General features: G+C 68.3%; 9 protein-coding genes. 3 read left to right on the top strand and 6 right to left on the bottom strand.

The features are described from left to right. Positions 1–4: 4 nt before the first annotated feature. Positions 5–1258: an MFS transporter gene (locus IE97_RS0114580; RefSeq protein ID WP_051704967.1), complete on the bottom strand. Its 1254-nt coding sequence runs from the start codon at positions 1256–1258 to the stop codon at positions 5–7. 368 nt (positions 1259–1626) lie between these two features. On the opposite strand from IE97_RS0114580, the gene IE97_RS0114575 reads away from it, so the two are divergent. After that, the gene (locus IE97_RS0114575) at positions 1627–3069 is read left to right on the top strand and encodes an aminopeptidase P family protein (RefSeq protein ID WP_420706086.1); all 1443 of its coding nucleotides are present in this window, start codon (positions 1627–1629) and stop codon (positions 3067–3069) included. A gap of 105 nt (positions 3070–3174) precedes the next feature. On the opposite strand, the gene IE97_RS0114570 is transcribed toward IE97_RS0114575, so the two are convergent. Together IE97_RS0114570 and IE97_RS0114565 are read right to left on the bottom strand one after the other, a co-directional pair. Then, positions 3175–4392 (bottom strand): helix-turn-helix domain-containing protein, encoded by a 1218-nt coding sequence (locus IE97_RS0114570; RefSeq protein WP_030238299.1) that lies wholly within the window; start codon positions 4390–4392, stop codon positions 3175–3177. Positions 4393–4969: 577 nt separating this feature from the next. Then, entirely contained in the window at positions 4970–6295 is a 1326-nt protein-coding gene (locus IE97_RS0114565; RefSeq protein ID WP_030238295.1) for a hypothetical protein, read from the bottom strand. A gap of 68 nt (positions 6296–6363) precedes the next feature. Between IE97_RS0114565 and IE97_RS38460 the strand changes: the two genes are divergently transcribed. Next, complete coding sequence (locus IE97_RS38460) at positions 6364–6828, top strand: helix-turn-helix domain-containing protein (protein ID WP_078603243.1); 465 nt, start codon at positions 6364–6366, stop codon at positions 6826–6828. A 5-nt stretch (positions 6829–6833) separates the two neighbouring features. After that, positions 6834–7502, top strand: a complete 669-nt coding sequence (locus IE97_RS0114555; RefSeq protein WP_030238291.1) for a 4'-phosphopantetheinyl transferase family protein — start codon at positions 6834–6836, stop codon at positions 7500–7502. Positions 7503–7684: 182 nt separating this feature from the next. Here IE97_RS0114555 and IE97_RS0114550 read toward each other — a convergent pair whose 3' ends face one another. From IE97_RS0114550 to IE97_RS0114540, 3 genes are read right to left on the bottom strand one after another with little or no spacing between them, the layout of a single operon-like run. Next, positions 7685–8524 carry a phytanoyl-CoA dioxygenase family protein gene (locus tag IE97_RS0114550; protein WP_030238289.1) on the bottom strand — a complete coding sequence of 280 codons (840 nt, stop codon included), beginning with the start codon at positions 8522–8524 and terminating at the stop codon, positions 7685–7687. Between the two features lie 36 nt (positions 8525–8560). Beyond that, positions 8561–11473: a non-ribosomal peptide synthetase gene (locus IE97_RS0114545; RefSeq protein WP_051704965.1), complete on the bottom strand. Its 2913-nt coding sequence runs from the start codon at positions 11471–11473 to the stop codon at positions 8561–8563. Continuing rightward, entirely contained in the window at positions 11470–13092 is a 1623-nt protein-coding gene (locus tag IE97_RS0114540) for an amino acid adenylation domain-containing protein (protein ID WP_051704964.1), read from the bottom strand. The genes IE97_RS0114545 and IE97_RS0114540 overlap by 4 nt, the downstream gene beginning before the upstream one ends. Positions 13093–13094 lie beyond the last annotated feature (2 nt).

Genomic DNA, 13094 nt, shown 5'->3' with positions numbered 1-13094 from the left:
TTCTTCACTGTTCTGCTGTTGCCATTTCAGGAGCCGGCTGCGCGGCCAACGCCCCCCTCCGCAGCACCGACTGTCCGACGAGACTCAGCACCAGGGCGACGAGTCCGCCGGCAGCCCCCGCCCATGCGGCATGCGCAGAAGTGGCCAGGTCGGCCAGTTGCCCGCCGACGGCAGTGCCCGACGCGATGCCGAGGGCGCCGCAACTGTTGAGCCAGGAGAACGCCTCGGACAGGGCGCCCTTCGGAGCCACCGATTCGAGGAGCGTGCTGCCCGCGATCAGGGCGGGCGAGACCGCGACGCCCGCGACGACCGCCAGGACGGCCATCACGGGAAGGGAGTCTGCGAAGGCCAGGGGGACCGCGCTGAGCGTCAGCACACAGGTAGTGACCGCGAGCAGTCTGACCTGCGGCACACGCCAGTTGACGGCGCCATAGACCGCCCCGGCGACAAGGCTGCCCACCGCGATCAGCGCCAGCAGCACACCGCCGAGACCGGGCGCCGATCGCTCCTGGGCGAACGCGATCATCGTGACGTCGACCGCCCCGAACAGGAAGCCCATGCCAGCGTAGGCGATCATCAGCACCCAGACCCCGGGCACCGTGATCGCCCGCTGAGGACGCTCGCCCGGCTTCTGGACGCTCGTCGGCTCGGACCGCCGGTGCAGCGCCACGAAGATCGAGCCGGTCACGGTCAGAATCGCGCAGGCGACCAGCCCTCCTGCCGGGTACACCGACGAGCTCAACACGGTGACCAGCAGCGGTCCGAGGAGGAAGATCGTGTCGTCGAGCATGGACTCCATGGCGTACGCGGTACGCAGCGCACTCTGGTCGACGAACGCCGCCCAGCGCGCCCGCATGAAGCCGGTGAACGAAACGGAAGTGCACCCGGTGACCACGGCCGCGGCGACCATGGCCCATAGCGGAAGCTCCAGCCCGATCGACACCAGCAGCAGTGTCATGCCGACCGCATGACCCAGGCAGGTGGTGAGCAACACCTTGCGCTGGCTGTGTCGGTCAGCCAAGCGTCCGAGGAACGGGGCTGCCACTCCCTGAGAGATGAGCATCGCCGCCGCCACCGTGCCGGCGTCGCCCAACGATCCGGTGACGGCCGAGATCAGCATCAGACAGCCGATGGAGCGCATGGCGATCGGGAACCGGCCGACCATTCCCCAGAAGGCCAGCGCGCCAGCGCCGGGCGACCTCAGTAATCGCAGATAGGAACCCAGTCCGGAATTCGACGGCGACGCACTCTCGGACACAATTCTCCTGTCAGCACAGAATGGATGACTCGAAATCATCCGGAGGTTCTGGGGTCGAGAAAAGTCGATCCGCCACCGATTAGGAACCAACTGCCGTGACTCAGCGGCGACAACCCCCGTAGCGTTCGCCCTATATGATGGCTCGTCATGCTAAGGCCGGAGATCACCGGCTGTCAATGGGAGTTTATTCGGTGCGCCACACAACAGCTCCGGGCTTGACATCGGCCGAAATGCCTCCACTCGGGTGATTCGAATATTTTGGGCGGAGTATTGTTCATGCTTTCCCATACGATGGAGGCGGCGTGACGGAGCAGACGCTTGAGAGCCAGGAGATCGGCCGGGGACTCCCGGTCCCGGAGACCGCGGAGATCCCGGAGGACGAGGCGAGCGAGGCCGTTGAACAGCGCAAGAACGGTCTGGAGCGGGACGTGAGTGAGCAGCTCGCCGAGAACATGAAGCAAGGCTGGGCCGACACCGAGCAGCACGACCTGCAGCCGATCCCGCAGGCCTGGCACACGGCCCGCCGCCGCGCCGAGCTGTCCGCCCGCTTCACCGGCGAGCGCCTGGTGATCCCGGCCGGCAACCTGAAGGTCCGCGCCAACGACACGGTCTACCGGTTCCGTCCCTCCTCCGACTACACGTATCTGACGGGCGACCAGACCGAGAATGGGGTACTGGTGCTGGAACCCCGGGAGGAGGGCGGCCACGAGGCCACCGCCTACCTCCTGCCACGATCCGACCGGGAGAACGGCGAGTTCTGGCTCTCCGACCGCGGCGAGCTGTGGGACGGCCGCCGCAACAGCCTCGGCGAGAACGAGCGACTTCTCGGCCTGCCCTGCGAGGACGTCCGCATCCTCGCCGACGCGCTCCGGGAGGGCACAGGCCCGGTCCGCCTGCTGCGCGGCTACGACGCCGGCATCGAGGAGGCCCTCACCGAGAAGGTCACTGCGGAACGCGACGAGGAGTTCCGCGTCTTCCTCTCCGAAATGCGCCGGATCAAGGACGAGTTCGAGATCGCCGACCTGCGCTTCGCCTGCGACGCCACCACCCGTGGCTTCGAGGACGTCGTCCGCTCCCTCGACCAGGCGCGGGCCACGTCGGAGCGGTACATCGAGGGCACGTTCTTCCTGCGCGCCCGCGTCGAGGGCAACGACGTCGGCTACAGCACGATCGCCGCCGCCGGGCCACACGCCACCACCATCCACTGGGTGCGCAACGACGGCGCGGTCCGCGACGGTGAACTGCTGCTGCTCGACGCCGGCGTGGAGACCCGCAATCTCTACACCGCAGACGTGACCCGCACCTTGCCGATCAACGGCCGGTTCACGCCCCTGCAGCGCAAGATCTACGACGCGGTTTACGAGGCCCAGGAGGCCGGCATCGCGGCGGTGCGGCCGGGTGCCCCGTACCGCGACTTCCACCGGGCCGCTCAGCGCGTCCTCGCCTCCAGGCTCGTCGAGTGGGGCCTGTTCGGCGACATGGACGTGGAGAAGGTCCTGGAGCTGGGGCTGCAGCGCCGCTGGACCATGCACGGCACCGGTCACATGCTCGGCCTGGACGTGCACGACTGCGCCGCGGCCCGGACCGAGATGTACGTCGAGGGCGTGCTGGAGCCGGGCATGTGCCTGACCGTGGAGCCGGGACTGTACTTCCAAGAGGACGACCTGACGGTGCCGAAGGAGTATCGGGGCATCGGCGTGCGCGTCGAGGACGACATCCTCGTCACCGAGGACGGCAATGAGAACCTCTCGGCCGGCCTGCCGCGGCAGGCGGACGAGGTCGAGGCGTGGATGGCCCGGCTCAAGGCCTGACCACAGGGGTGTGCCGGCCCGGGCGCGGGCCGGCACACTGCGGCTCCGGCCGAAGCATGGCCGGAATGCCATGGGCACTGCCCGCACGGCCCTCCGGATCCCGGGTCACAGAGTGCTCTCGGCCACCGTGCGCCAGACCTCGGCCGCGAGATCGGGCATGTTGGCCGTCTGGACCTGAGCGATGATCTCCTTGAGCCGGGCGCCTGCGTCCGCGTCCCCGGAGTTCAGGGCGAGGACTCCGCGCAGGACTTCATAGCGGACCTGGTCGCGGTACGAGAGCATCTTGACGCCCCCTTCGGCCTCGGCCGCGAGAAGGGCGGCACGGTCGAGGGCGCCCTGGTGGAAGGCGAGCTTCGCCTTGAGGAAGAGCAGTTCGTACCAGTGTCGCAGGGGCCCCGTGACCTTGAGGAGGGGCTCGACGCTATCCAGGTACGACTCGGCCTCTGCCAGCCGGGGCGGCAGGGCCTGCAGGGACAGGGAAGCGACAGCCAGCCTCAGCCTGATCCACAGAATGAGGTTGTCCCGGCTGTCGACCGCAGCCAGTGCGTCCTCCAGGAAGCCGAGGGCGCGGGCGAGGTTTCCTTGCCGGGTGCTGACCGTGGCCGCCGTCCAGAAGACTTCCGCGGCCAGAGCACCGTCGGTGCGCTCCAACGATCCGCAGATCTTGTCAATGTGAAGGGCCGCCTTGGCGAGATCGCCCAGTTCCGCCTCGGCGGACACCAGGACGAGATTGACCCGGACCAGCTCGCCCGGGGCGAAGATCCGCGGGACGTACTGCTCGCTGAGGGCGAGCGCCTCTCGCGCCGCCCGGCGGGCTGTCTCCGCGTCGCCGTGGTTACAGGCGTAGTGCGCCATCCGCAACCGCGCCCGGATCTGGAGCATGGGACGGGCCAGTTCGTCGCTCAGCTCGTTGAGGCGGCACAGGGCATGGCGCTGGCTGAGGAAGTCGCCGAGGGTCTCATGGATCCGGGCGAGTTGGGCGAGCGCATGCCACCGCATCACCGGATCGGCGTCCGTGGCGGTGTCCAGGGCCTCGGCGAGGAGAAGGGCGGTCTCCTCGGTGACCTCGCCCTCCGGGAGGGTGTCGACGGCGGTGACCGCGTTGGTGAGGCGGTCCTCGGGCTGCTCCTCGAAGCTCTCCGCCGGTATACCGAGCCGCTCGGCCAAGTACGCCACTACCCGCTCCGTGGGACGGCGGTCGCCGGATTCCAGCCGTGACACATAGGCGGCGGACATCCCAGACCCTGCCAAATGTGCCTGGAACTTCCCTTGCTGCTGTCTCAGCTGACGCAGACGCCGACCGAATGCTGGCTGCTCGAGCAACTTCAACCTCTACCTGGAAGAAAGAACGGGATCCATCCCGTTCGGTCCGCTGTGACCAGACCGGAAAGATCTGCAAGAAACCGGTTCTGACGACCTAGTAGTCGGGTCTCCCGGGGGAATCGCTCCCGAAGACCCGACCACTGATCAAAAGGCTGAAACCTGTCGACGTTGCGGCCGAATGGTCGTTGACAGCAAGGCCTTCAGCACACCGGGCTGACAGCCACCAGCCATCACAGTGGCCGCCTTTTGGGTATATTACGGACAACTGTAGTGACCCGGGAATCCATCGCCGATCGTCAAGTCAAGAGGATTTTCTGCCGTTCGGCGGACTCGAACTGTAGCGGCGCATCCCGGGCCGAGAGCATTCTTTCCCTCTGATCCTGCGGCAGCGAGTCAAGAATGCGACAGTTTAAAAGGTTGTTAAATGACCCCGAACAGTTTGTCAACTACTTGCCTAACGTAGTCATGTCCATGCAAGATCTTCAGCGTGCGCATGAGTACGCATGCCGGATGTCGGAATAGGGCCTAGGCCGGACGCGACTGCAGGCCTCCGGGGCCGTCAGAGGTCTGCCCGCCGTCACCGTGTGCTCCATGCGACGGAGTTCATGAGGACATGAGTCTTGTCAAAGGAGATGACATCGTTGCTGTTCGCCACGTCGAAGCGCGCCATACAGCCCGCCAGCTCTCCGTCGATGACGACGGGACCGAAAACCGTCGGCGCCTCCGTCTCGATCACGCGTCCGCTGCCGGGTTCAACGAGGCTCACCGGAATCCGCTGGGATGTGACCCGTTCCTGCACCACCCAGGCGCCCGACGCGAAGGCGTCATGCAACAGCGCCCGCCACGCCACCGGATCCATCTCGGAGCCCATGAAGACTCCGTTACCCCGGTTGCTGTCCGTACGCTTGAGAACGAAGCAGTCCTGCCCCGCACGCACGAGTTGGCTCAGCTTCCACGACTCCCCATGGAAGTCCACGACCGATTCGACGAGTTCGCGTGACCACGGAACGTAGCGCTCCACGAACTCCCGGTCGTCGTCCGTCATCCAGTCCTGGCCAACGGACAGCATGGCCAGAACCGCCTTACTGCTCAGCTGGTAGGAACTCTGCGACGCCAGCACGGTCGTCCCCGTGTTCCGCATGGCTTCCAGGGGGGCGAGGTCGCGACCGTTCTCCAGCCACTCCTGCGGTACGCACCTCTGCAGTCCCAGCGGGAACAACGAACCGGGACCGTTCCCAGTCGACACCTGGACAAATTGCTCGGGTTCGAAGTACTCCGACTCGATCCCCGCCCTCCGCATCTCCTCGATTTCCACCTCGTAGTAACGGAGAGTGGGAAGCTTCATGTACTCGGCGCAGCCGATGACCGCCACGCGCGGATCGACTTCGAGTTCCTTGGCGACTCTCCTCAGCATGGCATTGCGGGCCTCGAACGGCCGCTCCAGCCGCAGCCCCTGGAGCAGGTCCGACGGCAGGGTCCTGCTCCAGACATCGTTGAAGAGATGGACCCATGTCGGCCCCCCCACTCCCGCACAGGCGTTGAGCTCGACGAACTTCCAGCCTTCCTCGGTGAGAACAACGTCCGGGCGCGAAATGACCGCGGCATAGCGGTCCTCGAAATCGGTGTCTTTGTAAAGGACTTCAAGCTCAGGGTCCAGCTTTAGCTTCCGGTGCCGGGCCACCGGGGTGCCGGCGAGGGACCGGACCGCGCGGTGCACCAGGTCGATCAGGCGGACGGAGGCATCGCGGACCTCGTCCCCCAGCTCAGCGGAAAGGACTATGGGACCCGCCGAAACAAAGGGTGCCCATTTGAACGGGATTCCCCGGAACTGGCGCCGCACCTCGGCGACCAGGTCTCTTCCGTCCGCCTCCGAGGAAACTGCTGACTGCGGGTACTGCTGCACCTCACCCTCCCCATCATGAAAGTCGAGCCTTGAACAAGCTGCCCAGTTTCTGCACAGTCCTCAGAGAGATGCGCATACGCGCCAAGCTCACCCAGAAGGAGCTCGCCGACTTGGCCGGCCTCAGTGTCCGAGCCATACGAGATCTCGAACGGGGCCGGGTGAGCCGGCCGCGTAAGGACACCATCAGACTCCTCGCCGACGCCTTCCGTCTCGGCACCGATCGCCGCAACGCGTTCATGGCGACGGCGGCAGGGCCACTGGTCGACCACGCGCACCACGTCGTGGACGCGCTGCCGACTGACGACAGACCCCTCGACGCCGAGATTCAGACGCTCGCCGAGCTCCTCGTCTTAGAGAAACGGCGGCTCATGTCGGTCCAGGCGGAAGAGCCGGTCTCCGGCAGGGAGATCGTCTTCGTAGCCACCGGGAGCGCCGGCATCCCCACGGCCTGGTCGGTTCTGTGCCTGCCGACCGGGCCCAGCCCCGAGGACTGCCTCGCCGAAACAGCCCGCACCCCCGGCGGTCAGCGGTGACATCCGTGCTCAAGCGCGTCCTCCCTCCTTCGATCGCCTACTTCTCGTCGTTCGGCGACCACACCGGCCCACCGACGTACGCCGAGGAGGAACTCGTCATCCGCAACTCGGTGCCCGAGCGGCAGCGGGAGTTCCGCACGGCCAGACACTGCGCCCGGCTCGCCCTCGCTCAGCTGGGCCGGCCCGCCGTTCCGCTCCTCCCCGGGCACAGAGGAGCCGTTCGCTGGCCCGACGGTGTCACAGGCAGCCTCACTCACTGCCCCGGCTACCGCGCCGCCGCCGTCACGGAGACCGACCGGTTCCGCGCGGTCGGCATCGACGCCGAACCCCACCAGCCCCTGCCCGGGGGCACCCTGCGCATCGTCACGCTGCCCGCCGAGCGTGCGATGCTCGCCGCACTGACGGCAGCCGAACCGGATGTTCACTGGGACCGACTGCTCTTCTGCGCCAAGGAGGCGGTGTACAAGGCCTGGTTCCCGCTGACGGGTGCGTGGCTCGGATTCGACGGCGCACGGCTGACGTTCACTCCGGACAGCCGCCGTTTCCGAGCTCGGCTGCTGGTCACGGCGCCCGTGGTGGACGGCCGTACGGTCGACGAGTTCAGCGGCTGGTGGACGGTCGGTCAGGGCCTGGTGGTCGCAGCCGTCGCGGTACCAGCCGAATCGGCGGACTGACCCGGTGGTCCCGGACGGCTGCGGCTGACTGTTCCTCCGCGTGCCCCGCGGCAGGCAGTCCCCGGGCATGGATCCACAGGCACTCGCTGCAGCAGACCTCGCGGACCGCGGCATCCCGCCACCGCCTGACGGTGTCGACGATACTCACGTGCCCACGCCCTCTCGGTGAACTGCCCGGGCCGTCAGCCGACCAGTACCTGCTCGTCGGCCTCGACGCCCAGTCTGTCGTCGTGCCGAGCCGCGATCGGAGCCGAGTCCCGGGCGACCAGAAACTCCGGACGCGTCGGGCTGGGCGGGGCGTTGTCGACCGTGTTGTACGTGATGAGAAGCAGAGCGCGACGGTCCGCGGAGATGTTGTTCGACGACGAGTGCACGATGCTCGGGTGGAAAGCATGGATCGAACCGGCCCGGCCCATCACACGTTCCTTGCCTCTCTTCCGGGCCAGCGCCTCGGCCGTGTCCGCGGTCACCGTGTAGGCGAGGTCCGCGGACACGTGCTGGCGCCAATCGCCCTTGTCGTCCCCCGTCTCGGGGAGATCGAAGAGACCGAGACGGTGAGAGCCCGGGACGACGACCAAGGGGCCGTTCTCCTCGTGGATGTCATCCAGCGACACCGCGATGTTGACAGCTGCCGGGCTCGGCATGCCGTCCTGCTCGCTCCAGAACGCGTAGTCCTGATGCCAGGGCCAGGCCGCGCCCTCTTGGGCCTGCTTGAGGTTGACCTTGAACTGGTAGACGTAGACGGACTTGCCGGTCAGTGCCTCGGCCAGGGCGACGAGCCGCGGGTGCCTCACGAGCGCGGCGCACACGTCGTCGAAGGCGTGGCAGCCGTGGATGGCCCGCACCACGTCGCTGCCCTTCTCGTAGACGACCTCCGGCCGGCGCTCCTGGCAGATGGAATCGACGTGCTCACGTATGAGGTCGACCGCCGCCTTGTCGAACCGGAACGGTACGGGGCACCAGCCGTCCTCGTCGTATGCGGCCCGCAGCCGGGCGAAGGGGGTGTCGAGCGTCGTGGTCATGAGGCGATCTCCTTACGGTGAAAGGGGGACCCTTGCTCAGCGGGCGCCGGGGGCCGTTCGGGACAGAGCCAGCCGGTCGACCTTTCCGCTGGGTGTCCGGGGGAACTCGTGCTCCGTGAGGACGTACGCGGACGGAAGCATGTACTCGGGAAGCCGGTCGGCGAGTGTCTTCTGGAGGGTGGCCGCATCCGGGCCGGGCTGCTCGCTCGGCCGGTAGTGGGCGATGAGCCTGGTGTCGCCGACCCCAGACGTATGGGCGATGACCACGGCGTCCGCGATTCCGGGCTGCTCACCCAGGAGCGCCTCGATCTCGCCGATCTCGACCCGGTATCCCCGGATCTTCACCATGCCGTCCCTGCGGCCGAAGAACTCGATCTGTCCGTTCGGCAGATACCTGGCGACGTCACCGGTGCGGTAGAGGGTTCCGTCCGCCTCACCCAGGGGGCTCGGCATGAACTTCTCCCGCGTGAGCTCCGGGCGCTGCCAGTACCCCTGGGACACGGGTCGTCCAGCGACGCACAGTTCTCCGGCCACGCCCGCCGGCTGCACCCGGAACCGGTCGTCGAGGATGTAGACCCGGGCTCCGTTGATCGGGTAGCCGATCGTGGGCATGAGAGGCCACTTCGCGGGATCCCCGTCCAGGCGCAGCGAGCTGACGCTGTGGGTTTCCGTCGGACCGTACTGGTTGAACAGGACCGCGTCGTCGAGTCCGGCGAAGAACTCCCGGATCGCCGGCGTCACATGGAGCTGCTCGCCGGCGGTGATGCACTCCTTGAGGGCCGGTGTCGGCAGGCCCATCGCGGTCGCGTAGAAGGCGATGCTCTGCAGGGCCACGAACGGCAGGAAGATCCGCTTCACCCGCTGCTTGGCGATCACCTCGAGCAGCGCGTCGTAGTCCGTGCGGACCTCCGCGTCAATGATCACGAGCGTGCCGCCCGTGGACCACGTGCAGAAGAACTCCAGGAACGAGGCGTCGAAGCTCAGGGCGGAGAACTGGAGGGTACGGTCACCGGGGCCGGCCGCCGAGTCACGGCACTGCCAGTCCACCATCCCGGCCACCGGGCCGTGCGGCATCGCCACCCCCTTCGGTAGACCAGTGGAGCCCGAGGTGTACATGAGGTAGGCCAGGTCGTCCGGCCCGACCGGCGGGCAGTCGGCCGCGATCTCCTCGGACTGCTGCGGCAGGTCCCAGTCCTGCGGCTCCAGGGTCTTCACGCTCTCCGGTACGGCGCAGCGGTCGCGCAGGGACGGCTGTGTGAGCAGCGTGTGCAGGCCGCTGTCGTGGATCATGTAGGTGAGGCGGTCGGCGGGGTACGACGGGTCCAGAGGAACGTACGGCGCCCCGGACTTGAGCACCGCGAGCACGGCGACGGCCATGTCGAGGGAGCGCTCCATCAGGATGCCGACGGCCTGGCCCGGCTTGCCGGACCGCCTCAGCACCCGGCCGAGCCGGTCCGCACGCCTGCCCAGTTCCTCGTAGGTCAGCTCCTGGTCCCGCCAGACGGCGGCGATCGCCTCGGGGGTCGCGCGCCGCTGGTTCTCGAACGCGTCGTGCACGAGGGGTGCGGTGCGGGCCGCGTCGGAGGCCTGTGCCCAGATGCCAGTCACGAGGGCGGTCTCGTCGGCCGACAGCAGGGGCAACTCGTCCAGCGGCCGGTCGGGGTCGGTGACCGCCGCATCGAGCAGAACGCGGAAGCGCTCGGCGATGCGCTCCGCGGTCGCGTCGGCGTAGAGGTCCGTCGAATAGTCGAGGAACCCGCGGAAGGCGCCGTCGTCGACGGCGAAGTCGAAGCAGAGGTCGAACTTGGACGTGCCGGGGTGAACGTGGAGGCGCTCGACCGTCGCCCCGGGGAGGTCCAGCGCCACGGCGGGTTCGTCGTTGACGGTGACGACGGTCTGGAACAGCGGGAACCTACTGAGGTCCTCGCCGGTCGTCGTGTCCCGGACCAGCCTGCCGAAGGGCACGTCGCGGTGGCGCATCGTGCCGAGCACTTCCTGCTTGACAGTGCCGACGAGGTCCCGGAAGGACACCTCAGGGCGAGTGTCCAGCCGCAGCGGCATGACGTCGCTCAGGCAACTCATGAGGGAGTCGAGGCCCGCCCCACCCCGGCGCGAGACGGCCGTGCCGAGGACGGTGTCGCTCTGGCCGTTGTGGCGGTGGAGCAGGGCGGCGACCGCGGAGGCGAGGACGGTGAAGGGGGTGCTCCTACACGCCCGGGCCAAGCGCCGCACGGACTCGGCCAGCTCCGCGGGCAGGCCCAACTCGACGCGCCCCCCGCCGTCGCCGAGTTCCTTCGGCCGGGGAAAGTCAGGCGGGACGGTCGAGGCTTTCGGCAGCCCGGTCAACCGCTCGTGCCAGTAGCGCAGCTGCTCCTCGGGGATGTCATGAGCGCGCTGCTCGGCCGCGTAAGGACCGGCCTGCAGGGCGAGTGCCGGCAACGCGGCCTCAGCGGGCTCGCATTCGTCCTCCCTGCGCACGTGGGTGCGGTAGAAGTGGGCGAACTCGCGGTCCAGGACGGCCAGGGACCAGTCGTCCATGACCAGATGGTGCATGAGGACGGCGATGACCCAGTGCCCGTCCGCGACACGCAGAAGCGTCGGCCGGAGCGGGCCGTCCGCCGGGTCGAGGGGACGGGCGGCGAGCTCCCGCAGCCGCTCGTCCAGCTCCGCCTCCGGGCACTCGACGCGTACGAGGGGTTGGAGTGCCTCAGGGCAGACGACCTGGACCAGCCCCTCCGCCTCCATGGCGTACCGGCTGCGCAGGGACTCATGCCGACGTGTCACCTGGTCGAGCGCCCACTCCACGGCGTCCGGGTCGACATCGCCGCGGAGCCGGCGGGCCCATAGCACGGTGTACCTCGAACGCCCCTCCGCTATCGCGTCATTGAGCCAGATGGCCTCCTGCTCACGGGACAGCGGATAGGTCTTCGGCTCGCTGTGACCGGTCACGCTTCACTCTCCGTACGTTCCGTCGTCTCAGTGGGGCGCCGCTGTGCCCGCGATGCCGCCGCGGCCGGCCCGGGGCGCCTGCGTCGGCGGGACCCGCTGGCCAGCGCGACCAGGGCCGAGCGGTCGATCTTGCCGTTGGGGGTCAGCGGGAAGGCGTCGACAGCGCGCACCAGTCCGGGTATCAGGTACTGCGGCAGCAGCTCCACCAGCCCTCGCGCGACGTCCAGCGGGTCATCCGGATCGGCACCCTCCTCGGCACGCTCAGGCGCGGCGGCGGGCACGTAAAACAGGGCTGTCCCGGTGACGACACCGTCGGCCGCGGTGACGGGGACCACCGCGCAGTCGCGGACGCCAGCCACGCGTCGAGTGGACGCCTCGATCTCGGCGAGCTCCACGCGGTTACCGTGGATCTTCAGCTGGCGGTCGGCACGGCCGCGGAAGTGCAGGATCCCTTCCCCGTCGAGGAAGCCGAGGTCTCCGGTGCGATAGGCGCGGACCGTGCCGTTCTCGCCGGGGATCCGGACGAAAGCCCGGTCCGTCAGCTCGGGTTCCCCGTGATATCCGTGAGCGAGCCCCTCGCCGGAAAGGAGAATCTCTCCCACCTCACCGGGGGCGCAGGGCTCGCCTTCCCCGCCGAGTACGGTGATCGACGTGAACGGCACCGCCCTGCCCAGCGGGACGGCCGAGTCGTCCGCGCAGTCCTCGGCACGGACGCGATGGGACGCGGCGTGCATGCAACTCTCCGCAGGGCCGTACCCGTTGACGAGCAGAACCTCGGGGTGATGCTTCAGGAAGGCTCCGGCATGCCGGGGGGACATCCGCTCGCCTCCGACGAACACCTGCCGCAGACCGGTGAAGCAGTCCGGGTCCTCGTCGACGAAGAGGTGGAACAGCGTCGTGGTCAGGCGCAGAGTGGTCACTCCGTGCGTACGGATCATGGTGCGCACCGTGGCCGGCAGCAGGTAGTCCGTGTCGTTGAGCACGGACGTGCCACCGGTCATGAGCTGCCCGAACAGCTCGAACGCGTACATGTCCCACCAGGGCGGGGCTCCTTGCGGCATGACGTTGCCCCGGCCGAAGCCCGGTGGCGGCGTCTCGCGGAACATCCGGGTGACCGCCCGGTGGGGAACGAGCACGCCCTTGGGGCGCCCGGTCGTTCCGGAAGTGAAGATCACCATGGCAGGAGCCCCGGCGTCCGCCGCAGGCGCGGGCGGTGCGGACAGGGAAGCTGCGGCGGCCCTGTCCATGTCCCCCGTCGGTACGACCAAGACCTCGGCGTCGCCGAACCGCCAGGTTCCGTCGGCAGCCACCACGACGCGGGAGTTGACCATATCGAGCACGTCCCGTAGCCGCTGCCGCGGCCAGTGGGGGTCCACGCTGCTGTAGGCGGCGCCACACATGAGCACACCGAGCTGAACGGCCACGAGCTCGGGTGAGCGGGACATCAGGAGGGGCACGATGTGCCCCGGTCCCACGCCCCGGGCGGCGAGTCGCGCCGCATAGGCCCCTGCGGCGGCGTGCAGGGTGCGGTAGTCGTAATGCCGGTCACGGTGGATGAGCGCGATCGCACCAGGCGTCTCCCGCGCGTGGCGGGCCACGGCGAGATGGACCGTCCTCACAG

Origin of the sequence: Streptomyces sp. NRRL S-455, from assembly GCF_000717875.1 — a bacterium.
In the GTDB taxonomy this organism is placed as follows: Bacteria; Actinomycetota; Actinomycetes; order Streptomycetales; family Streptomycetaceae; genus Streptomyces.
The sequence above is the reverse complement of the archived record's forward strand: the minus strand, read 5'-3'. Positions and strand labels throughout refer to the sequence as shown.

Coding starts and splice junctions, on each gene's coding strand:
- IE97_RS38460 (WP_078603243.1), top strand. CDS start 6,364: ATGCGCATACGCGCCAAGCTCACCCAGAAGGAGCTCGCCGACTTGGCC.
- IE97_RS0114550 (WP_030238289.1), bottom strand. CDS start 8,524: ATGACCACGACGCTCGACACCCCCTTCGCCCGGCTGCGGGCCGCATAC.